General features: G+C 43.8%; 21 protein-coding genes. 8 read left to right on the forward strand and 13 right to left on the reverse strand.

Annotated elements, in window-relative coordinates; genetic code table 11:
• Positions 1–207, forward strand: a 207-nt coding sequence (locus CXF60_RS14560) for a hypothetical protein (RefSeq protein WP_219621830.1), incomplete at its 5' end; no start/stop codon positions are given.
• A 358-nt stretch (positions 208–565) separates the two neighbouring features.
• Entirely contained in the window at positions 566–1,306 is a 741-nt protein-coding gene (locus tag CXF60_RS09470; protein ID WP_102091740.1) for an SDR family oxidoreductase, read from the forward strand.
• A gap of 126 nt (positions 1,307–1,432) precedes the next feature.
• On the opposite strand, the gene CXF60_RS09475 is transcribed toward CXF60_RS09470, so the two are convergent.
• Positions 1,433–2,062, reverse strand: a complete 630-nt coding sequence (locus CXF60_RS09475) for a superoxide dismutase (protein WP_101205324.1) — start codon at positions 2,060–2,062, stop codon at positions 1,433–1,435.
• A 552-nt stretch (positions 2,063–2,614) separates the two neighbouring features.
• Here CXF60_RS09475 and rdgB point away from each other — a divergent pair.
• Together rdgB and tig are read left to right on the forward strand one after the other, a co-directional pair.
• Complete coding sequence (gene rdgB, locus CXF60_RS09480) at positions 2,615–3,268, forward strand: RdgB/HAM1 family non-canonical purine NTP pyrophosphatase (RefSeq protein ID WP_102091741.1); 654 nt, start codon at positions 2,615–2,617, stop codon at positions 3,266–3,268.
• Between the two features lie 532 nt (positions 3,269–3,800).
• Positions 3,801–5,144, forward strand: a complete 1,344-nt coding sequence (gene tig, locus CXF60_RS09485; RefSeq protein ID WP_102091742.1) for a trigger factor — start codon at positions 3,801–3,803, stop codon at positions 5,142–5,144.
• 153 nt (positions 5,145–5,297) lie between these two features.
• On the opposite strand, the gene CXF60_RS09490 is transcribed toward tig, so the two are convergent.
• From CXF60_RS09490 to CXF60_RS09520, 7 genes are all read right to left on the reverse strand, one after another.
• Positions 5,298–6,050, reverse strand: coding sequence for a HupE/UreJ family protein (locus CXF60_RS09490; RefSeq protein WP_102091743.1), 753 nt, complete (start codon positions 6,048–6,050; stop codon positions 5,298–5,300).
• Positions 6,051–6,100: 50 nt separating this feature from the next.
• On the reverse strand, positions 6,101–6,790 hold the full coding sequence (gene ureG, locus CXF60_RS09495) for an urease accessory protein UreG (RefSeq protein ID WP_102091744.1): 690 nt from the start codon (positions 6,788–6,790) through the stop codon (positions 6,101–6,103).
• Between the two features lie 57 nt (positions 6,791–6,847).
• Complete coding sequence (locus CXF60_RS09500; RefSeq protein WP_102091745.1) at positions 6,848–7,642, reverse strand: urease accessory protein UreF; 795 nt, start codon at positions 7,640–7,642, stop codon at positions 6,848–6,850.
• A complete protein-coding gene (ureE, locus tag CXF60_RS09505; protein WP_102091746.1) occupies positions 7,632–8,252 on the reverse strand; it encodes an urease accessory protein UreE in 621 nt (206 codons plus the stop codon). The genes CXF60_RS09500 and ureE overlap by 11 nt, the downstream gene beginning before the upstream one ends.
• Before the next feature lie 162 nt (positions 8,253–8,414).
• Positions 8,415–10,604, reverse strand: coding sequence for an urease subunit alpha (gene ureC, locus CXF60_RS09510; RefSeq protein WP_102091747.1), 2,190 nt, complete (start codon positions 10,602–10,604; stop codon positions 8,415–8,417).
• 56 nt (positions 10,605–10,660) lie between these two features.
• Positions 10,661–10,963 carry an urease subunit gamma gene (gene ureA / locus CXF60_RS09515; protein ID WP_057761815.1) on the reverse strand — a complete coding sequence of 101 codons (303 nt, stop codon included), beginning with the start codon at positions 10,961–10,963 and terminating at the stop codon, positions 10,661–10,663.
• A 119-nt stretch (positions 10,964–11,082) separates the two neighbouring features.
• The gene (locus CXF60_RS09520; protein ID WP_102091748.1) at positions 11,083–12,111 is read right to left on the reverse strand and encodes an urease accessory protein UreD; all 1,029 of its coding nucleotides are present in this window, start codon (positions 12,109–12,111) and stop codon (positions 11,083–11,085) included.
• Between the two features lie 910 nt (positions 12,112–13,021).
• Here CXF60_RS09520 and clpP point away from each other — a divergent pair.
• From clpP to CXF60_RS09535, 3 genes are all read left to right on the forward strand, one after another.
• A complete protein-coding gene (clpP, locus tag CXF60_RS09525; RefSeq protein ID WP_219621832.1) occupies positions 13,022–13,648 on the forward strand; it encodes an ATP-dependent Clp endopeptidase proteolytic subunit ClpP in 627 nt (208 codons plus the stop codon).
• A gap of 186 nt (positions 13,649–13,834) precedes the next feature.
• The gene (gene clpX, locus CXF60_RS09530) at positions 13,835–15,109 is read left to right on the forward strand and encodes an ATP-dependent protease ATP-binding subunit ClpX (protein ID WP_102091750.1); all 1,275 of its coding nucleotides are present in this window, start codon (positions 13,835–13,837) and stop codon (positions 15,107–15,109) included.
• 327 nt (positions 15,110–15,436) lie between these two features.
• A complete protein-coding gene (locus CXF60_RS09535; protein WP_102091751.1) occupies positions 15,437–16,423 on the forward strand; it encodes an SDR family NAD(P)-dependent oxidoreductase in 987 nt (328 codons plus the stop codon).
• Between the two features lie 160 nt (positions 16,424–16,583).
• Here the strand turns inward: CXF60_RS09535 and CXF60_RS09540 are convergent, their stop codons facing one another.
• The 3 genes from CXF60_RS09540 to argS all read right to left on the reverse strand — a co-directional run bounded on the left by CXF60_RS09540 (position 16,584) and on the right by argS (position 20,527).
• The gene (locus tag CXF60_RS09540) at positions 16,584–17,678 is read right to left on the reverse strand and encodes a PTS sugar transporter subunit IIC (RefSeq protein ID WP_102091752.1); all 1,095 of its coding nucleotides are present in this window, start codon (positions 17,676–17,678) and stop codon (positions 16,584–16,586) included.
• Between the two features lie 125 nt (positions 17,679–17,803).
• Positions 17,804–18,610 carry an SPOR domain-containing protein gene (locus CXF60_RS09545; protein WP_102091753.1) on the reverse strand — a complete coding sequence of 269 codons (807 nt, stop codon included), beginning with the start codon at positions 18,608–18,610 and terminating at the stop codon, positions 17,804–17,806.
• Between the two features lie 87 nt (positions 18,611–18,697).
• A complete protein-coding gene (gene argS / locus CXF60_RS09550) occupies positions 18,698–20,527 on the reverse strand; it encodes an arginine--tRNA ligase (RefSeq protein ID WP_102091754.1) in 1,830 nt (609 codons plus the stop codon).
• A gap of 378 nt (positions 20,528–20,905) precedes the next feature.
• Between argS and CXF60_RS09555 the strand changes: the two genes are divergently transcribed.
• The gene (locus tag CXF60_RS09555) at positions 20,906–21,124 is read left to right on the forward strand and encodes a DUF2788 domain-containing protein (protein WP_101205310.1); all 219 of its coding nucleotides are present in this window, start codon (positions 20,906–20,908) and stop codon (positions 21,122–21,124) included.
• Between the two features lie 151 nt (positions 21,125–21,275).
• Here the strand turns inward: CXF60_RS09555 and CXF60_RS09560 are convergent, their stop codons facing one another.
• Positions 21,276–22,412 carry a DUF1176 domain-containing protein gene (locus CXF60_RS09560; RefSeq protein ID WP_102091755.1) on the reverse strand — a complete coding sequence of 379 codons (1,137 nt, stop codon included), beginning with the start codon at positions 22,410–22,412 and terminating at the stop codon, positions 21,276–21,278.
• A gap of 34 nt (positions 22,413–22,446) precedes the next feature.
• Positions 22,447–23,493 carry a tRNA 5-methoxyuridine(34)/uridine 5-oxyacetic acid(34) synthase CmoB gene (gene cmoB, locus CXF60_RS09565; protein WP_057761833.1) on the reverse strand — a complete coding sequence of 349 codons (1,047 nt, stop codon included), beginning with the start codon at positions 23,491–23,493 and terminating at the stop codon, positions 22,447–22,449.
• Between the last annotated feature and the right edge of the window lie 5 nt (positions 23,494–23,498).

Genomic DNA, 23,498 nt, shown 5'->3' on the forward strand with positions numbered 1-23,498 from the left:
TTAGAAAAAAAACTCGATTCATCAAAGAATGTTCTTCTTTTATCAGCTCTAGGCAGTCTCAAGAATATACGGAATGCGCAAGCTCACACTCATCTTAAAGGAGTTACAAGGCACGTAGACTCACCATCTATTACATTAAGTTTATTTTCTCAAGTATTCGACGGTTTGAAGGATATAGAAATAAAATTAAAAGTAATTAAGTGTTAATACATATTAAATCCATATAAACTAATTTCACCTAATAGTATCTACTTACTTTTGCGAATTTAGTTTATATCAAGCTTTAAAGTGAAAAAATAACAAACCAAAAAATGACACTTCATCGTGTCCTTTTTTCTTCCAAACCCTTAGTAGCTAAAGAGTGCCTTTCAATACCAACATTGTCATCTTTATGCTTTACATCCGCATAGACACAATAGATAAACTTATCTAAAAACAAGCATACAGAATCGCTCTACTTATTCGTTTTACACACTGGTAACTTATATTCTACTAATCAAGAGACATCAGTCAAAACGCTATAGAAGCGTGCTGATATTCACTTATACTATTGGAGAAAGTATCGATGACAACACTACAAAATAAAGTCGCGATTGTAACCGGTTCATCAAAAGGTATCGGCGCACAGATAGCCTTATCACTTGCAGAATCAGGGGCTAAAACCGTCATTAATTATGCAAATGATGATTCAGCAGCCAATGATATCGTAAGCCAGATTAAATCAGCAGGCGGTGAAGCCATTGCCGTTCAAGCTGATGTCAGCAATACCAAGCAAGTCGAAGCAATGTTTGATGCCACTATCAGCGCGTTTGGTAAGCCAGATATTTTGGTCAATAGCGCAGGTATAATGATTAATAAACCCATTGCCGAGACCACTGACGAAGACTTTGATCGTATATTTGCTATCAATGTAAAAGGCACGTTCAATACATTGCGTGAAGCCGCGACTAAACTCAATGACGGTGGCCGTGTTGTAAACCTCTCAAGTACAACCACTCGTATGCTGCTACCTAGTTACGGCACCTACTGTGCGACCAAAGGCGCGGTCGATCAGCTAACCCGTATATTTGCCAAAGAAATTGGCGAGCGCAACATTACGGTCAATGCAGTATCTCCCGGCCCTACTGATACCGAGCTATTTCATCAAGGCAAATCGGATGACACAGTAGAGAGACTTGCTAGTATGTCACCGTTTAATCGTATCGGTGAGCCAGTCGATATCGCTCGTGTGGTGGCATTTTTGGTCAGTGAAGAAGCAGCTTGGGTTACTGGACAAAATATCGGCGTAAACGGCGGTATCGCCTAATAGCACTACTCTATCAAAAATATGTTTTGATCAGATATCGAAATAGAAAGTTATATAGAAAGTTATCACAAAAAAAGGACACCTCGCGGTGTCCTTTTTATCAAGCAAATACTTAGTTGTTAAAGATTACTCTTCAACGCCAGCATCTTGACCTTTATATTTTGCGTTTGCGTAGTCCCAGTTCACTAGCTTGTCTAGGAACGTATCAACATAGTCAGGACGACGGTTACGGTAATCTACATAGTACGCGTGTTCCCATACATCACAAGTCAATACCGCTACTTGGTCATGTGCAAGTGGGGTATCAGCGTTAGCCGTTTTGGCGATTGACAATTTGCCACCGACTTTATCAGCAACTAGCCATGCCCAACCTGAACCAAACTGAGTCAATGCTGCGTTTTTGAACTCTTCACGGAACTTGTCGTAGCTACCGAAATCTTCTTCGATTTTTGCTTTTAGATCGCCAGTAGGTTCGCCGCCACCGTTTGTTGGCGTCATGCAGTTCCAGTAGAACGTGTGGTTCCATACTTGAGCTGCTTGGTTGAACATACCTTGTTTGCTATCATCTTTAGCAGTCGCTACGATGATTTCTGGCAATGTTTTGTCTTCTAGACCAGAACCTGGCAACATGTCTTTTAGCTTGTTTACATAAGCAGCATGATGCTTGTCATGATGATACTCTAGCGTTTCGGCACTGATATGTGGCTCTAGTGCGTCTTTTGCATATGGTAGGTCTGGTAAAGTAATGTTTGACATAATTATTTTATCCTTGCTGTTTAGCCGTTAGTTTATAAAAACTTGCTTATAGAAACTGAATTTTACGCTATTTTTACACCGCAAAAAACACTATAAAATAGCGGACTAAATTGGCTGAGTTTATTGTTTGAAATGAACTTTATCGCTTGATACACGGTACTGCTCAATACAATATCACGTATCATTATGAATCCAAAATTAACCTAGCGGTTACTTATTGCTATTATTCTTCGCCAAAAAGCCAAGTCTCTGACTTTATAGACTTTTATTAACTTAATATTCACAAGCTATAAGATATAATTCACTGTAGCTTGGTATCTATTATAGCAATAGTGACCAATAATATCAGTTACCAAATGTTATAGCCCGTACAATCTGTATAGCGATTGGTTATTTATTAAGCAGTAACTACATTCACTCTAAACTCACGCGTTATCATGATTAGTATAACTACTTCAATCGACAAACAATTTACCGATTAGCGCTACAGAAGATAAATAAAGCCCACTCGAATAATAATTTTTCATCATTTTCATATAGCGGACTGACTCTATGAGCACCACTGATACCTCGTTAACTGCTACCCATCCGACATCTAGCAACCAATGGGTACTGGCCAGCAACAACAAAGGCAAATTGGCTGAGTTTAAAAGGCTATTTGCCGAAGCGAATTTGGACGTGACGATTGTCCCGCAAGGTCAGCTTGATATTGAAGACGCCATCGAGGATGGTCTAAGCTTTGTAGAAAACGCCATTATCAAAGCCCGTCATGCGAGCCGTATCAGTGGACTGCCTGCTATTGCTGATGATTCAGGACTGTGCGTGCCTGTATTAGGTAATGCACCAGGTATCTACTCTGCTCGCTACGCTGGTGAGCACGGCAACGATAGTAAAAATAACGCCAAGCTCATCGCCGACTTGCTGCCTATCCGCGCAGCAAATCCAGATGCTCCGATCAAAGGTATGTTCGTTTGCGTACTGGCAATGGTACGTCATGCTGATGATCCGCTACCGATTGTCGCCCAAGGATTATGGCATGGCGAAATCTTGGATACGCTACATGGTGACGGCGGTTTTGGCTATGATCCACTGTTTTGGTTACCTGATTTGCAAGCCAGTGCGGCTAGTCTGAGCGCTGCTGATAAAAACAGCATCAGTCATCGTGGTCAGGCAATCCAGCAGCTATTGGCGCAGCTGCCTTTATAAGTATTTGTAGCTGTTCTATCCATAACTATCCGTAAGTGCTCATAATGCTCATAATACGCTTACAACCTTATCGCTGTTTTTTATCCGTTATCTGATTTATTGAATACAAATATGGCTAATTTTTATATAAAATTAAGCTATACAAGAGCAAGCAACATAAGGAAACATGCCACCAAAGAGATAATTTTTACTTTAATAAACAGATAGATTATACTGTTCTACTTTTAAAATTTTGTTGAAATCCGTTATTTGGCTGTATAATTCACCAAAAAGCGTTATTATGCGGTGCATTAACGGTTTATTATCGATATTTGATAGCATGGACAACCTCAGCAGGTTCACCTTTTGGTATCAGCGGCGATTGCTACTGACACTGAATTTGACGTTGTGCGCTATCGCTATCCCCTATTTATTTCAACGGCAGCCCGTCGTACATGCCCGTAATTTGAGGCGCGGTCTGTCTATTACAATTTAACCCTAAGTACTATTTCATTAATCAAACGTACTACTTAATCCTAAAGGTGTAATTAACATGGCTACAGATTTACAAGTCACAACCAACAAGCTATCTAATAAAGAAACCCAGCTAACGGTTAAAGTGCCCGTTGAAAAAATTCAAAACAAAGTTGAAGGCCGTATACGCCAAGTTGCGAAAACTGCCAAGATTGACGGTTTCCGTAAAGGTAACGTCCCTATGTCACACATCCGCTCTCAGTACGGTGCTGGCATTCAACAAGAAGTTATCAACGATGTCATCCGTGATACTGTATTTGAAGCGATCAAATCTGAAGACATCCGCGCTGTTGGCATGCCTAACATCGACGACGTAAAACTTGAAGATGATTTCTTGGTATATCAAGCCACTGTTGAAATCTTCCCAGAAGTAGACGTACAAGGTATCGATGAGATCGAAGTTGAGCGTCACACTGCACAAGTCAGTGAAGAAGACGTTGACACCATGATCGAAAACCTACAAAAGCAACGTGAAGAATTCGTTGAGAAAAAAGGCATGGCTGCAAAAGACAACCAAGTGACTTTTGACTTTGAAGGCTCTATCGACGGCGAAAAATTCGAAGGCGGCTCTGCTGAAGACTTCAAATTGGTTATCGGTAGCAACCAAATGATTCCAGGTTTTGAAGCTGGTATCAAAGGCATGAAAGCTGGCGAAGAAAAAACTATCGACGTCACTTTCCCAGAAGATTACCAAGCTGAGAACCTAGCTGGTAAAGAAGCTCAGTTCAAAATCAACGTAAAACTGGTTGAAAAATCTAAGCTACCTGAAATCAACGAAGAGTTCCTTGAGCTATTCGGCGTAAAAGAAGGCGGCGTTGAGAAATTGAAAGAAGACGTACGCAAAAACATGGAACGCGAAATCAAAAACGCCGCGCGTAGCCAAGTTAAGCAAGCGACTTTTGACGCATTGCTAGAAAAGAACGAGTTTGATGTACCAAACGCGATGCTAGAGCAAGAAATCGAGCGTCAACGCAACATGATGATGCAACGTTTTTCTCAGCAGTTCGGCGCGAATGCTGATAGCTTCGATAAAGACATGCTGCCAAATGAGCTATTTGAAGAGCAAGCGCTACGTGCTGCCCGTCTTGGCATCATCGTTGCCCGTGTTATCGATACCAAAGGCTTAGAAGTAGATCAAGAGCGTGTAGAAACCTTCATCAAAGAAGCCGCTGAAAACTACGAAGATCCAGCAGAAGTAATCGAGTACTACACCAATGACAAGCAGCAGCGCGCTAACATTGAGTCTGTTGTGCTAGAAGACCAAGTAGTAGATTACTTGATCGCACAAGGTAAAGTAACTGACAAAGAAGTTAGCTACCAAGACTTGCTAGCGGCTCAGCAACAACAGCAGCAAGCAATGTAATTGATACGACCAGCTGTCTTTTTAGATATGCTGTAGTCGGTTATCAAAACTAAAATGCGCCCCCGACCTTTTGATCGGGGGCGCATTTTTTATGGCGTTCGATAGCTAAGTAAGTTCAGCAGCAAACATCGTACTTGTACTATAAAGCGCGCTTTATACCAAAACAGGTGCAAATACGGCGCTCAATCCTAGCAGCACTAGTCCGCGCTGTAACCACAAGCTATCACTAAAGCGTTGCTGCAACTGCTGACTAACCAGCGTACCAACTGCATATAGCGCTAGCATCGTGACCATCATCCCTGCATAAAATCCTAGCTGACCGCTCACACCGACATTCGCTGGTACTTCCATCGCGTGTGCCATGCCATGAAACACTGCCAGACCACCAAAACCAAACAATGACAACTGCTGAATACTTGGCGTGTGCGCTGTATGGGTCTGAGCAGAGAATGCCTCTTGTCTGCTTTTTTGGCTCATCAAGACCATAGCCAATACGACTACCGACAGTGATATTGCCACTTCAATTAGCCCAGATGATGCAGCAAATGCAATACCGCCAATCAGCACACCAGCCGTGCCCAATATCGCGCCTAATGACAACCCTGCCGTCAACGACATCATGCCTAAGCGCTGCTTTTGCAGGCCATAAAACAACATGCCCATGCCGACTGCTAAAAACAAATGATCAAGGCCAGTCACTGGATGCATCAGTCCTGCTTGCAACGTACCCAAAAATGACGGCGCTTGCGCGGTAGTCGAGTGAATATGACCTGAATGCGCCTGCGCCAATGACGGTAGCATTAGTGATGTCATCATCACAGCCGAACCAGATACGATATGAGGAGCTGAGAGCACTTGTGAAAAGCGAGAGTTTTCGATATGAAGACTTTGTGTACACTGTGTCATGCGGTTTTTCCTTATTCTTTATATTTTAATGGTAAAAGCTCATCTGCTTTTTAGGCAAGCATGCCATGTTCTTTAATAAAGGCGATAATCTCGTCTAGCCCATCGCCTGTTTTCATATTGCTAAAGACAAAAGGTTTGTCGCCACGCATTTTTTTGGCATCGCGTTCCATCACTTCCAGCGACGCACCAACCATTGGTGCAAGGTCCGTTTTATTAATAATTAACAAATCAGACTTGGTAATGCCAGGTCCACCCTTACGAGGTATCTTATCGCCTGCAGAGACATCAATGACGTACAAGGTCAAGTCAGACAACTCTGGGCTAAATGTTGCGGCTAGATTGTCGCCACCTGACTCAATAATAATCAACTCTAAACCTTCAAAAGTCGCTTGTAGCTCAGCAATCGCAGTCAGATTAATAGAAGCATCTTCGCGAATAGCTGTATGCGGACAGCCGCCCGTCTCTACACCGCGGATACGCTCAGCAGGCATGGCATCGTTACGGGTCAGAAACTCTGAATCTTCTTTGGTATAGATGTCATTGGTCACGACTGCCATATTGACCGTATCACGCAGGTTTTGGCATAGTCTTAATGTCAAAGCAGTCTTACCACTACCAACTGGCCCACCAATACCAAGGCGTAAGCACGATAAGGCAGAAGACGGTTTCTGGCTATCACTATCAGTTTGTACGTCTGATGCAGCGTGAGAATTTTTTGATTTAAGCGGAGTTAGAGACATATTAATTTCCTAAAACAGTTTGTATATTAATAAGTATAAATAGAAATAAAGGTACAGTTATGAGCGGAACAACCGACTGTATTGCTCCTCATGCATACTCGAGAGAATAGCCAAATTGGGTAAATTATTCGAGATATTAAGCGATTCATAGAGGTCTTGGCATAGCTGCTGACAGTCCGACTCTTCACTATTACCTAAAGTATTGGACGTGTTTGTCGATGTAATTAAAGTATCAAAGGCATGCTGCACATCATCGCTTAGAGCATCAACCTGAGCACCCAATTCGCTTTGCAATTGCCAAAGAATACGCTGACCCGCCATTTGTCCTAGCGGCACTGTCTTAACAGCGGCGAGCACCATGTTCTCTAATTGCGCAAATCCATAAGTAGTCATCGACTGCGCTAGTGGCAGTTGCCAATGCTGAGCAACATGAGCAAATAGCGGTAAAAACCCATCTTCAGGTATTTCGGCCGGTATGCCAAGACTCAGGACTTCGTTGAGCCAAGACACCATTGCCTGTGCCAATTGCTGCGACTCCAGTACAAACTCTTTACTCTCGAGACCAGCATGATAATCATGTGCCAGATTTGCCGCTAGCGCTTCATGACCTTGGCTGAGCGCACACATTATTAGCCCTAATACGGGCAACTCGTAGCCAATCACTGCAAGCGCTAGATAGTCCTGCATAAATGTAAGCGTACTGGCTTCATCAGAGACAACCCCTGACTCAATCGCTGACTCCACACCTTGCGAATAGGTATAACTACCAATCGGCAAATTGCTCGAAGCAAGCATCAGTAGCTGTCCAAGTTGGGCAGATTGAGTAGGCTGGACACTGGTATCAACCATCATTTGAACGACCTACAGGCGCATCATGATGACTATGGCTATGTCCGTGGCTTTCATCATAGCTATGACTTTCCTTATGACTATGAGAGTCACTATGTGCATGGGAGTGAGAGTGGCCATGCGAATGCCCTTGACCCGTTTGATAAGCGCCCGTTTCAGGCTCAAATGGCACTGACGTAGACTCGATATGTAGACCAAGATTTTCTAACATTTGTGCAAGTACATGATCGTTTTCAAAATACAGCGCATAGCCTGCATTACCCTGATCAAAACTGTGGTCAAACATCAACGGCACATGACGATTGCCCAAATGATAAGCGCCTTTCATTAGTAGAAAGTCATTGTCAGCAGTCACCTTAGTCACCGCTTGCGGCTTGGCGATGACTTGCATTAACTCCCCTGATTCATTGATAAGGACATCATCGCCTTTTAAGACGCCTGTACGAGGTAGGTCAATACCAACCGCTTCGCCTGAGACAGTAATAGCTCTAAAGCGAGAATGCTGACGAGTATCAAAATCTAATAGCAGGTAATCATCGGCTTGATACTGTTCTGCCAATTGCGCTTTTTGGGTATCGCTAAGCGTACTTAAACGGGTATTAAATATTTTCATTATTCTTCTCTGGCTGTTGTTGCTCAAACTATTGGTCAATAGTATTGATGGTAAAAATGTTAGGAATAAAGACACGATCTCACTCAAGAAACCAACTGGCTGTTGGCATACATGGTTTATGGCTCACTGTCCTAGATATCCTATAAACGTGTATCATAAGCTCTAAAATAAAAAGTAACGCTGCGCCATGGGTAGTACATCAGCTGGCTCACAGGTGAGTGTCTTACCATCAGCACGTACTTCATAGGTCTCAGGATTGATATCCATATCTGGGCAGTAGCTGTTAAAGCGCATATCGCTTTTACGAATTTTACGAATACCGTGTACTGGCTGAATGAATTTGGTCAATCCAAGCTGCTTATCCACTTGTTTGTCGATCGCCGCTTGCGACATAAAGGTGATGCTAGTTTGGGCGACTGATTTTGGATATGTCGCAAACATAGGACGATAATGTACAGGCTGAGGAGTAGGAATAGAGGCGTTGATATCGCCCATCGGCACCGCAGCGATGAGCCCGCCTTTTATAATGCATTCAGGCTTTACCCCAAAAAACTTGGGCGACCAGAGCACCATATCTGCCCATTTACCTACTTCGATTGAGCCGACCATATCGCTGATACCGTGAGTAATCGCAGGGTTTATTGTATATTTTGCGATATAGCGTTTGATACGGAAGTTATCGTTGTCCGTGCTTTGATCATAGTCTGTCAAAGTGATGTACTGTTGCTCATCCTCAATGGTCGCTGTTGCATCTGGTGCTAGATGACCACGTTGAACTTTCATTTTGTGCGCGGTTTGCCATGTACGGATGACCACTTCACCCACCCGCCCCATCGCTTGTGAATCACTACTCATCATCGAGATTGCGCCCAAATCATGCAAGATATCTTCTGCGGCGATGGTTTCTTGACGAATACGGCTCTCAGCAAAGGCCACATCTTCAGCAATAGCAGGGCTCAAGTGATGACAAACCATCAGCATGTCGAGATGCTCATCAATAGTATTGACGGTGTATGGTCGCGTTGGGTTGGTTGAGGATGGCAAAACGTGTGACTCGCCAATAGCCTTTAGAATATCAGGCGCATGGCCACCACCTGCCCCTTCAGTATGAAAAGTATGGATACAGCGGTTTTTGAACGCTGCTAGCGTACTTTCAAGATAGCCACTTTCATTCAAAGTATCGGTATGAATGGCCACTTGCACATCATACTCTTCCGCGACACTCAAACAGTTATCGATGGCTTGCGGGGTTGTACCCCAATCTTCATGTAGCTTTAGCCCTACGGCACCCGCTTCGATTTGTTCAGCGATGGGTTCTGGTACACTCACATTTCCTTTGCCCAGTAATCCGATATTCATGGGAATACTGTCCGTAGACTTTAGCATTGAGGCAATATGATAAGCCCCTGGCGTACAAGTAGTCGCGAGAGTTCCTTGAGCTGGCCCTGTGCCGCCGCCCAGCATCGTCGTAACTCCTGACATAAGCGCTGTCTCGCATTGCTGAGGTGCGATAAAGTGGATATGACTATCGACGCCACCTGCTGTCAGAATTTTACCTTCACCAGCTATAATCTCAGTAGCACCGCCAATCGCAATATCGATGGCAGGCTGGATATCAGGATTGCCCGCTTTGCCAATGGCACTGATACGACCGTCTTTGATACCGATATCTGCTTTATAGATGCCTGTATAGTCAACAACCAATGCATTGGTAATAACCGTATCAGCAACTTCCGCGCCTAGCAATTGTCCTTGGCCCATGCCATCACGGATGACTTTACCACCGCCAAATTTGACTTCTTCACCTTTGATTTCAATAGGCTTGCTACTACTTTCACCACTTTGCGACGTATCTGCTTTATCAACAGCAGTATCTTTATGACTGGTTAAATCCGCCTCAACCTGTAGCCAAAGCTCAGTATCGGCAAGACGGACTTTATCGCCTGTGGTAGGACCAAAATGCTCAGCATAAATACGACGACTGACTCGCTTCTTCGAAGTAGCGGTTACCTTCTTATCAGTAGTGCTCTCTGATGCTTTGTCTGGATGAGCTGCGCCCATGACGCGCCCAGCAAAACCATAGACGTCTTGCTTGCCAGCGTATGCTACCAATTCGACTTCCCGTGATTGGCCAGGCTCAAAACGTACGGCGGTGCCAGAGATAATATTTAGGCGAAACCCCCGAGTTTGCTCTCTGTCAAAACTCAAGGCATCATTGACTTCATAAAAGTGATAATGCGAGCCGATTTGGATAGGTCTATCACCAGTATTACTCACACTGATGGTCTGTACCTGTCGCCCTTGGTTTAAGATAATATCGCCATCTTGGATATGGTATTCGCCTGCTTGCATGGTAGCCGCCTTATTTTATAGTGAGCATGTCAGTGCTATAACAATGGTATACAGCGTTACACGATGGGATTATGTACCGTGACCAGTTTGGTGCCATCAGGAAAAGTCGCCTCGATTTGTACTTCATCTACCATCTCTGCGACACCTTCCATGACATCATCAGCAGACAAATACGTAGCACCTTCACTCATCAGCTCGGCAACTCTTTTACCATCTCGTGCGCCTTCCATCAGCAGCATACTGATATAAGCGATGGCTTCAGGATAATTGAGCTTAACACCGCGATTTTTGCGGCGCTCAGCGACCATACCAGCAGTAAATAGCATGAGTTTATCTTTTTCTGTTGGGGTCAGATGCATGGTGGTTCCTTATTATATTTATCATTATAGGTATAGAAGATAAGAAGTTGTGCGGCGGTAAATATGAGCTAAAAAACAGTCGCTATACTTCTCCAGCTTCAATAGTCAAAAAGACCAATTTAGGTATCCCAAATACGTGGTCGGCAAGGCTCAAGCTGCCACCAATGATGTCGCAACACTTCTCTAAGCTGATAAAATGCTTCAAAACAGCTGCGTACATCTGAACCAATATAGCGGATATTAACCGCCTGACCGTTATGAGTACAATAGACAGGCAGTTGTGCTTGAGCAATGACTTGGCGTAATACTGCTACGGTGTTATCTAGATAGCGGGTTAGTGACTGCTTGATAGTTGCTTGGGCAGTTTCGGTCGATTGCGTAGTCTGTGACGCGGAGAGTGCAAGATTGTCATGGACATCGCTTAAGCTTGGTACTGCCCAAAACGATCCATAAATATGCTGGTTCGCTAATCCCAAATTTGAGGTAAACCAGCGATTTTGTGCTGCCTGCGCTACTCGCTCAGCAACGATAACCTTGCCATCTCGGTAGATGTTCAATCCAGTATGATAATACCCTTGCAAAAACTGCTCGTCGTAAGCTTGCCGCCCAAATACGCTAATCTCCCATGTCAGTAGACTAGATGAATCCGTCAAATCGAAACGGCTCACTGCATGCATATTGGCTTCGTTATAAATGATACTCTCTTGCGGCAGCCATTCTAAACGGGTATCTGCTGCGAGGTTGGCTTGTACATGTTGACTAGCATAATCAGCTATCTCGTCTTGACTCATACTTTGGTGAGTGTCGTTGTCGCTCAACGGAGCTTTATGTTTTTGACTAACACTGTCTTTGCCGTACCATTTACCTGCCCCTGGTGTGGTGATAACAGCATGGCTACCACTATCTAAGTTTAGGTCTATGGTCAGCGTATCACCGCCTGCGATACCAGCTGGCGGGTACAACATCAGTATGTGACAAATACCCTGCTGCACGCTTGGCTCAGGATATAGAGCACGCTGCACCATCAAGGCACCCGTGTGCTTACGATGATAAAGCCGCGTTTTTGAGTTATCAGCCGTACCCTCTTTGGCCTTACTTGTACTGCTAACAGTGTCAAAGCTTAATGCTAAAGAAGAGGCCCAACTCATTTTATATACTCATTTACCAGTTAAATATGTTTCAGTATTTTATATGACAGCTATCATTTGCTATGCGTTAAAAACCCTATTGCCAATCGTTAACTACAGTTCATTAGCGACAGCAATGTCAGAATAGTAACGGAGGAATACAGCCTACACCATTTATCGCGCCCAGCGCACCATGATAAATCAAAGCGCCAATGTTTTTATTGATACAAGCATTGTGCCAACCCTTGATAGCAGGTAATCAAACACAAAACTTTAGCAACTCAAAACTTTGATTTGTCTGCGCTTTTTTTATTTAACTTAAATGATAAAAATAACCGTATATTTCCAGCTATTTTCTAAACGTTTTTTGAGCCTTATTTATTTATAAAATCAGCAGATATTTGCACCAAAACAGTACATTTTGTCCAGAATAGTGCATTTTTTAGCGTTATTGTTAGCGCAATACCCTCTGAGGACATTAGATAAGCAAAAATACTAAACGCATAACTATTTGCAGACTCAGTCAGTAAGATAGGTGGATTGTAGGGCTATTAATCAGGTATTCTATGTTAAAAAGTCAGGTTAGACGTGATTTACGCTGTTTGTATCGATATAGATACCTCTCAATATCCGTGCGACTTGATAATAGATAAGATAGTATTTATCTACTTCTAGACGTATTTTTAGTATAGGTTTTGATATAAGCAATGAGTCCTAGACATATCGGAGGGTCAATTTTTCACCTATTTTATGCACAAACCCGTTTTATAGGCTTGAATAGTGAGCGCAGCCCCCTTATAAACAACCCATTAGTCAAAAACTACCAGACAATAAAATCATTCAATCCATTTTTATTTTATACATTTATCGATAGGACTTTTCTATGACAGATTATGATCGCATCACTGCCAACCCGCATTTTGATATGCTGATGAGTGCGCACAAAGAAATACAGACCACACAAGCGGCTTTAGTACCTATGGTGGTTGAACAGTCCTCACGCGGTGAACGCTCGTTTGATATTTTTTCACGCCTATTACGTGAGCGCGTTATCTTTTTGACCGGTCAGGTCGAAGACAACATGGCTAACCTTATCGTCGCCCAGTTACTATTCTTAGAAGCTGAAAACCCTGACAAAGATATCCATTTGTATATCAACTCACCAGGTGGTTCAGTAAGCGCTGGCTTGGCTATTTTTGATACCATGAACTTCATCAAACCTGAAGTATCTACTATCTGTATGGGCGGTGCTTACAGCATGGGTTCATTCCTATTGGCCGCTGGTCAAAAAGGCAAGCGCTACTCACTTGCTAATGCTCGTGTCATGATTCACCAGCCTTCAGGCGGCGCGCAGGGTCAAGCAACAGATATCGAAATTAACGCTCGTGAAATCCTTAAAACTCGTGCACGTCTAAATAGTATCTTAGCTGAGCGCACTGGTCAGCCAGTAGAAAAAATCGAAAAAGACGTTGAGCGTGATTATTGGTTAGATGCACAAGAAGCCAAAGAGTATGGTTTGGTTGACGAAGTATTAGAGCGTCGTCCTGAATCTTTGTAATCTAAGCATTAACGTGATGCCTCTTGATTGAGAGTGCAATCATAAGACCTTTTATAGTTTATTTGCCGTACAGTAAACCGTTATCAATGTCATACCTGACCTATTGAAAGGTATGACATTGAATGGATACGATAATCGACATACTACAAATAAACTAACCAGTTTTAAATTTTAGGAGCGCCTTTTATGGCAGAAGATAATACCCCGCAGTGTTCGTTTTGCGGTAAAGCCAAAAGCGATGTACAGCAACTGATTGCTGCTGACGATGCCAATATCTGTAATGAATGTATCGAGCTATGTACTGACTTAATCGCAGACAGCGCAGAGCACGGTGATGACGATAGTGAAGTAGATACTTCTTGGGTCAATAAAAAACTACCAACGCCAAAAGAGCTGCGTGCCAAGCTTGATGAATATGTCATTGGTCAGGACGCTGCCAAGAAAGCATTGGCTGTGGCCGTCTATAACCATTACAAACGTCTAAAAGTTAGCCAGACGCTAGCCAACGACAGCAAGAAAGCCAAGATCGGCGCTGACGATGCAATGGTAGAATTGGCTAAGAGTAATATCTTGCTAATTGGTCCGACTGGTTCTGGTAAGACGCTACTTGCGCAAACTTTAGCTCGTTTGCTAGATGTACCTTTTGCGATGGCTGATGCCACGACCTTAACCGAAGCTGGTTATGTTGGTGAAGACGTTGAAAACATCGTACAAAAGCTACTTCAAGCTTCTGACTATGATGTGGCCAAAGCTGAGCAAGGTATCATCTATATTGATGAAATCGACAAAATCAGTAAAAAAGGCGACAACCCATCTATCACGCGTGATGTGTCAGGTGAAGGCGTGCAGCAAGCGTTGCTAAAGCTAATCGAAGGTACTGTAGCTGCTATCCCGCCGCACGGTGGTCGTAAGCACCCGCAGCAAGAGTTGATCCAAGTTGATACCAGCAACATCCTAATCATCGTTGGTGGTGCATTTGCTGGACTTGATAAAGTCATTCAGCAACGTACCGAAAAAGGCGGTATTGGTTTTAACGCCGATGTTAGCTCAAAAGACGACAGCCGTCGCAGCTCAGATTTGCTACAAGAAGTCGAGCCAGAAGATCTGATCAAGTTTGGTCTGATTCCTGAGCTGATCGGTCGTCTACCTGTACTTGCAGCGCTAAAAGAGCTTGATGAAGCGGCGTTAGTACAAATCCTGACCGAACCTAAGAATGCACTGGTAAAACAGTACAAGTACTTGTTCGATATGGAAGGTGCTGAGATTAGCTTTACCCAAGAAGCCCTAGATGCCATCGCCAAAAAAGCAATGGAACGTAAGACAGGTGCTCGTGGTTTACGTTCTATCGTAGAGAATGCCCTACTTGAGACCATGTATGAGCTACCTTCTATGGAAAATGCCAAGACCGTAATGGTTGATGCAGATGTTATCAATGAAGGTAAAGTACCTAAAATTGCTTAATTTATAATTGATATAAAGAGTCCGTTATCATTAACGGACTACTAAAAAAGCGTCTGGCTAAATTAGCTCAGGCGCTTTTTTTATGCCTATTATTTAACCAATTTATCTGTTGGATAGCTTGTCTACCAGATAATTCGTCTACTGAAAATTAGGGACATTCATTAATTCTGTCCTGAAATGACAGCAGCGTTTATCAATCGCGAGTAAGCATCAGTGCAAACCATGCTAATGTAGATAGACTGTCTTGACCTTTATACTTTATTTCTATATACCGCAAGATATAGTCCGTACAACCCATATGATTAATAAGACAAAGGATTGTTTATTATGTTCAACCATGTGACCGCTATGGCGACTTCATTGCGCCAACATCTACCGTTTTCTTCTAACCGTACCTCATTGGATGACTCAGACGGTGCATCCTACTATTGCAACCATGTCGCTGCCATTACGGGCGCAGGCTCTGGTATGGGGCGTGAGCTGGCCGTTCATTTAGCAAAAATGGGCTGCCATGTTGCACTATCAGATATTAATACTGAACAGCTAGCAGCGACCAAACAGTTACTTGCCAATTATGATGTCAACGTCACGATGACCGTACTCGATGTGTCAGACAATACAGCGGTGGAAGCATGGGCTGATAGTGTCATGAGCGATCATGGCAAAGTAAATTTTATCTTTAACAATGCAGGTGTTGCGCTCTACTCTACCGTCGAAGGCAGTAGTATTAGTGAGCTTGAATGGGTAATGAATATTAATTTTTGGGGCGTGGTTTACGGCACTAAGGCGTTTTTACCGTTAATCAAAAACAGCGTTAAACAGAGCCAATTTGGCGAGCATGGACATATTATCAATATCTCAAGTCTGTTTGGTTTGACCGCTCAGCCATCACAGTCGGCCTACAACTCTAGCAAATTTGCCGTACGCGGCTTCACAGAGAGCTTACGCCAAGAGCTAAATATACAGAACTGCGGGGTATCAGCGACTTGTATCCATCCGGGCGGCATCAAAACCAATATTGCCAACAGCGCGCGCGGCAATGAGAGCATCCATGATATTGGCATGAGTACTGGGCCCAAAGCCATCAGAAGTTTTAATAAGTTTTTAAAATTCGATGCCAATGAAGCGGCTTGGATTATCCTACAGGCAGCAGCGACCAATCAGCAGCGCTGCCTGATTGGTAACGATGCCAAGATAGTCGATGCTATCCAACGTGTATTTCCATCGCACTATAGCCAAGTGCTTAACGACTTCCATCAACTGTCCCGCAAGCTAAAACCACGTCGTCATAAGAAGCTAAAGACCGTTAAATAGTATGTTATCAACATTCCCTATATCATGAGGAATTGATTAATTTATATATAAAAAGCCCAGCTATAGTCGTAGCTGGGCTTTTTAAGCGTTGTTATTGCTGATTAAGGATAAGACTGAGTTTTGAGACTGTTAATGATATTTTAACTCAATGCTCCAAGCATTAAGGCAGCTTCATATCGCCAGCGACCAACCAGCCCATGCGGCGCATAATATAAGCAACTAACCCTGCAATTACCGCAGGCAATACAAACATCAATAGAATAATCGCTGTCCATAATTGTCCAGTGCTCATAATCTCTTGTGACGCCTCAATCACTCCAAACACACCGACCAGACCAGCGGTACCCATACCCGCACCTGTCGCCGTACAAGCTAATCCAAAACCGACAGTAGCTATAGGCCCAACGATAGCGCTAGCAATGACAGCAGGTAGCAGAACGATAGGCTTTTTGAGCACGTTAGGGATTTGCAGCATACTGGTGCCCAAGCCTTGAGAGATGACACCACTAACGCCATTGTCTTTGAAACTTGCGACAGCAAAACCAATCATATGCGCTGCACATCCTACCACTGCTGCCCCGCCAGCCAATCCACCAAGCCCAATAGCAATGCAAATGGCTGCACTCGACGTTGGTAGTGTCAATAAAATACCAACCACTACGGCGATGACGATACCCATTAGCAGTGGCTGTAATTCAGTAGCAGCATGAATACCCTGACCGATAGCTGCGACCCCTGCTACGATAGGCGGATTGAGCAGTGCGCAAACTAAGAGAGCAATACCGCATACAGCCAATGGCACCAATAAAATATCAAGCTTCGTCTTACCAGCAACCCAACTGCCAGCACGATAAGCAAATACAGAAGTCAGATAAGCACCGATTGGATTACCCGGCAGTGCTACAAAAGTTGCAGGTCCACCCACTTGCGGCGTAAAGAGCGTACCTGCCATTAGTGCTTCAGAATGGGCACCAAGCATACCTGCCCCAAGACAGCTAAGCATAACTAACGTTGGTGCTTTGAGATAGTAAGCGATACCTACGCCAATACCAGCACCCATTAATATCGAGGCAAGTTTCCCGACCGCGACCAATGCTGGCAAATCTAACCAGCCACCGATTTGCGAGATAATCAGACCTGCGATCAACGTGACAAACAGCCCGAGAGCCATACCAGTAAAAGCATCGATAAAGTACTTTTGAAAGAACGCTTTAATGATGCTTGCTTGCGGTGTTACTGAGTTAGATACGGTCATAACCATACTCTTAATGGACGTTTAATAGGATAAAACAGCTAGAAAGCTTTTGATAAAATAAAGAGATAAAAAAAGCGTCATTACGACGCTTTTTTGATAAATACAATAACTTTAAACGACTGAACCTAGCGACGCTGCTCAACGATAATAGAGTCTATACCATTGTTTTGTAGGCGCTGCTGTGCCGTCGTCACTGCTTGACGGTTATTCAGTGGACGTGAGATGACTTGATAAATTGGCAAGCCATTGCCCGTCGTGTTTTTGACCACGCGAGCATCGACACCCGCCATCAATACTTGCGCACGGCGACGAGCTGCTTCGTCTGCATCACTAAAGCTATTGATTTGCAAGATGTAGGTCGCCGCAGGTTTGGCAGCTTGGATGCTTGCCGTACCTGCTGCAGCATTGTTATTGCGGGTTGTAGCGTTGCTAGTAGCAGGCGGCGTACCATCATAAGTTGCATCTTCTTCAACGACAACGATATCCTCGCTAGACCCAGCATTATTACTACCAGCAGGTTCGACAGTCGCATTTTCCGAACCACCAAAGCTGCCCGTACTTTCTGTACTGCCTGTATCGCTCTCTGGTTGAGTCACAACGACGTCTGGTTCAAACGCACCGATATCACCTATTTGATCATTATCAATGTCAGCGATATCTTCATCAGGGATGGTTGCCATCTCTTGATTTGGCAAAATATCGTAGAACTCATAATCGCCATTGTCGGTATCAGTATCCACACGTGGCTGTACTTGGCGATCAGAATCGTTCTCAGCACTACCATCAGCGGGGCTGAAATTGAATAATGGTGAGAGGTAGATAAACACCCCGATCATAAGGGTCAATACGGCCCCAACAAACATCCACAATAAGCCTGATACGCTACTTGATTTGCGCTTTTCTGTTGCGCCTTTAGGTTTTTTGGCTAGCATGGATCTCGTTCTCCCTACTGGATTTAACTATCATCATCGAATTAATGCTATCAGCTGTCTATACTCATGTCACATATTAGAAAAGCACTACATGCTAGACGGTGCAGACAAGCCTAGCAGACTAAGCCCATTTGCCAGTACCTGTCTAACGGCTTTTGACAAACGTAAACGTGCTTGCATTAAGTCTAGCTCATCCTGACTTGGCGTTTCACCTGACGTCAAGCTTATAGGCAAGATACGATTGGTGTCATACCAACCATGGAACAATGCTGCGAGCTCTTTTAGGTAGTTGGTCAAGACATGTGGCTCATAACCAGTCGCTGCACGAAGTAACGTCGCTGGATATCCTGCTAACAGTTTAATCAGCTCGTCTTCGTTTGGCGCACTTAGCAAGTCTTGATGTGCCAAACCAACGGCATCATCTACGGTCAAATCGTAAGTTGCCAGTTTTTCTAACACGCGGCAAACGCGCGCATGAGCATACTGGATATAATACACTTGATTGTCTTTGCTTTGTGATTTGGCAAGTTCTAAGTCAAAATCAACATGCACTTCAGGCTTACGCGCTACATAGTAGAAACGTGCAGCATCATTACCGACTTCTGCACGTAGCTCACGCAAGGTCACAAACTGACCAGAACGCGATGACATTTGTACTTTTTCACTACCGCGCCATAACGCGACAAACTGTACAAGCACCACGTCAAGGCGTTCGGCATTGATACCAAGGGCTAGTAGAGCAGCTTTTACGCGTGGGACATAACCATGGTGGTCTGCGCCCCAAACGTTAATGACTTTATCAAAGCCGCGATCAAACTTGTTTTTATGATAAGCGATGTCAGAGGCAAAATACGTCGATTGACCATTGGCACGGCGTACCACACGGTCTTTCTCATCGCCAAAATCGGTCGATTTAAACCAAATATTGCCGTCTTTTTCGTATAGGTAGCCTTTGTCATCTAGTATCTGTAGAACAGGCTCAATCTCGCTATCGATAGATCTTTCGCTAAACCAGCACTCGTAGCTCACGCCAAAGTCATTTAAGTCGTCTTTAATATCCGCCAAAATACTGCTCAATGCCGCGTTTAAAAATAACGCATAGCTGTCACCTAGCAAAGACTTACTATTGGCAATCAAGCCATCAATATGCGCTTCTTTATCACCTGAAATGACGGTTTTTTCGCCATCAGCATTAATCTCAAATTGAGCATCTTCTAGCACATCTTTGGCAACGTCTGCAAAGCTATGTACGTAGCTATCGCCATGCTGTGTTTTTAGCGTCTGGGCGATATCACTAACATAATCACCTTGATAGGCGTTGACTGGGAAAGTTATCTCTTCACCATTTAGCTGTAGATAACGCAAATATGTACTGGTGGCCAAGATGTCCATTTGACGACCAGCGTCATTGACATAATATTCACGCGTGACGTCATAGCCAATAGCTTCTAACAAGTTAGCGACGCTCATGCCAAATGCAGCACCGCGACCGTGACCGACATGCAGACTTGACGTTGGATTGGCAGAGACGAATTCAACCTGGACTTTTTGATCGTCAAACTGATTACTCAAGCCAAAGCGGTCCTGCAACGTGAAAATATCGTCCAATACAGAAAATTTAGCTTCCGAGTTTAAGAATACGTTGATAAACCCTGGTCCTGCGATTTCTACTTGGCGAATATCTTGATTGTCAGGCAATGCACTGACGATTTTTTCAGCAAGTTGACGCGGATTGGCTTTAGCTGCTTTCGCTGCCGTTAGCGCGATATTACTGGCAAAATCACCGTGACTTAAATCTTTTGTACGGGTGATTTGACTGTTGTTTTGCCAATCGCTTGGTAGCGTACCATCTGCTTGTAGGGTTTGAATTGCATCGTTAAACAGGGATGCAAGCGTATCAATTTGGGCTTGTGACATAGGAATTTGAACTCAATTAAATAAACAACAAAAACGGTGCGAATGCGAGCAATCGATAACTGCTTATTATAATAGCGACCGACATTGCAGGGATAGAATAATGTAAAAAGATAAGTAACCTGTAAATATAACAATCTTTGCGCTTTATTGCACCATTTGCGCCAAAATTAGCACTAAAATCTTACCGTTATCAGGATTTGGGCTAACTAATATCAATGATGCAAAACTGATAAATAACTCATAACGTGAATTGTAGCGTTACTGTTGCTCAATACTGGGCAGTCGTTTATACCTGACTACTTCCACGTTATAATATTGGTTTGTACGGCTCTTCTAAAATATAGAAGACGCGTTACTACTCTATTATAGGATTACGCCATGTTTGCCATTGCCGCCAGTACTGTCACCAGTTGGGGACTGTACGTCTTGTTGCCGATATTCATCGCTTTCTTGTTTTTTATTATGTGGGATATCTCTAAAACGTCTGAAGCGGGGCGCGCTGGTACTTTTTGGATATTCTTAGCCCTAGGCGCAGGTTCTGTTGGTTTTATCCTTAAGATAGTCATGGAAGTCGCTTTCAAAAAATGGTTAATCTAATTGGCCATTTTTATCACTATCCTTTGATATTGCTTAGGACATAAGTAGCAAAACTAAAAACGTAATATACAGCCTATGACTGCTGCGCTTGATAAGGTGTCAGTCATTTAAATCAAGGCCTTTTAAATCAAGGCCTTTTAAATAAAAGAAGCTATTGAGCCTTAGCATTATTCTCTATAACCTGACTCACATACGTTGGTAGGTCCCACGCTCCACCAGCAAAACCTCGGCACATTCCCGTACTAGACTCTTCGCTCTTAGCAAATGTCTCACCATTCCATATCCATGCAGTACGGCTCCAGCAATCACCAATGCCTCGATCTTTATGAGTGGCCGAAATCTCACCATCAAAATAATCATTCCCTGCTGTCGTGATAAGCGTAGGTTTGCTAGGCTTTGCATTATCAATGAGCCAATAGCCGTTACTAAAATTGTAAGCACCTAGCCAGCAACTATGAGCGGCTAATGTATAGCTATCATTAACTGGTATAAAGTCCCAATCAAGCATCGTAGAGCCATACTCTGACATCCGCTGATATGTTTCAGTTTTTGGGTTAATCAGCTCACAGTCGCCCATCGCGTCCTTGGACCCTATAAGCTGCTCGGCATTAATATCGACCCAGTTATCAATATTTTTCTGAAAATACGCCAGCTTTGATGGAGTGAGTGTTTTGTTGTCTTTTGCTGAATACGCAAATGCTTTTTGAATAATTGGTTTTGGTAGAGCTACTTTAGGACGTTGACGATTTGGGTGGTTCTTACTGACCAATGCTATCGGCGTCCCTACTCGACCTTGTACATCGTCCAGTTTGAGCAATACTGCTGACATGCCTTTATCGCTGATCTGCCAGTGGTTGTCGCCTGCTCTAATTTCTATCTTAGTCGCGATACGAGCATGATCAAGCAGTGCTTGGGTCTGCTTGGCTGATAAGTCGTATAATAGACTGTCTTCTTTATTGGGTTGCAGCAGTCCATATTTTTTATTATTTAACCGAAGCTCAGCAGGCTTAAGGTCATCTAGCGGCGCTTCTGATATAAACTGAATTTGCGCTTTTGGCAGAGCTACTTTTGGCAACGCTGTGAGCAATATTGAAGCAGGCTCATCTATGAGTGCTTCACTGGCGTATCCAGCAGCTCGACAAGTCCGCGTATTATCACAAACCACCTGCCAGTCGTCTTGTACAAAGCCCCAGCCTTCGGATACATTCCCATAACCTGCTATAGCAGGTAGCGATAGCAAGCTGGTAGTAGCTACAATCAAAGTCTTTGATGTCTTCAATGTCTTCATAGTGCTTTCCTTATGTTAGCTACCACCATCAATGCTACTTTTTCGCAATCAAAGTCGCGCGCATGGGAGCAGGATATCCTTCGACGGTCTTAGTAGAGTCATTAGGATCTAAGAAATCTGCTAACGAATGATAGGTCATCCACTCGGTTTGTCGTTGTTCCTCAGTCGAGGTGACTGCTACATCGACGCAGCGCACATCTGAAAACCCTGCTTTCTCTAACCAGCCAATTAATGCCGCCACCGATGGCAAGAAATAGACATTATTCATCTGCGCGTAGCGGTCATGCGGCACCAGTACAGTATTGGCATCACCTTCAATCACCAACGTCTCAAGTACCAACTCACCACCTTTGACTAACTGTCCTTTAAGTTGTTGTAAATGCTCAAACGGTGACTGACGATGGTAAAGTACGCCCATGCTAAATACGGTATCAAACAGCTGACTGTGCTCAGGTAAGGCTTCAAGCGGTACAGGAATATAATGCGTCCGATAGCTACCTGTATCACTAGCATCTGCGGCACCAACAAAGTGACGAATCGCCATAAACTGATGATAAAACAAGCATGACGGATCAATAATAATAACCGTATCCGCGCCAGCCCCTGCCATGCGCCAGCCATGATAACCAGAGCCACCGCCCACATCCAATACGCGGCGACCGTCTAATCTACTTAAATGCGGCGCAACACGTTTCCATTTCCAATCACTATGCCACTCGGTATCAATCTTAATACCTGACTCATCATCGCCGATTTGACCGCCAATCTGAAATGGGCCTTTACGCCACGGCATCAACTGCTTTAATAGTGCTGTTGTTTGTTTGCGCTGAGACTCATTTAGATCTGCCTCAATCGTCAATGTATCGCTGTTTAGATCGACGTTATTGACAGCTAAGTTTGGCAAACGAGCGACTGACGCTTGGTAGGCAGGCGCGTGCGCATAGTTGGCTTTGTCTTTTATGTCACCTAGCCATGTTGGTAATTGCTTGAGCCATTCATAAGCGCTCGGCTGCTGCTGTGCCAGCTCTAGCAGGGTTAAATATAATTCGCGTTCTGCGTTGATGATAGTGTCGTTAAGCATAAAAG

The sequence above is a fragment of the Psychrobacter sp. 4Bb genome, from assembly GCF_002836735.1.
Taxonomy (GTDB): domain Bacteria; phylum Pseudomonadota; class Gammaproteobacteria; order Pseudomonadales; family Moraxellaceae; genus Psychrobacter.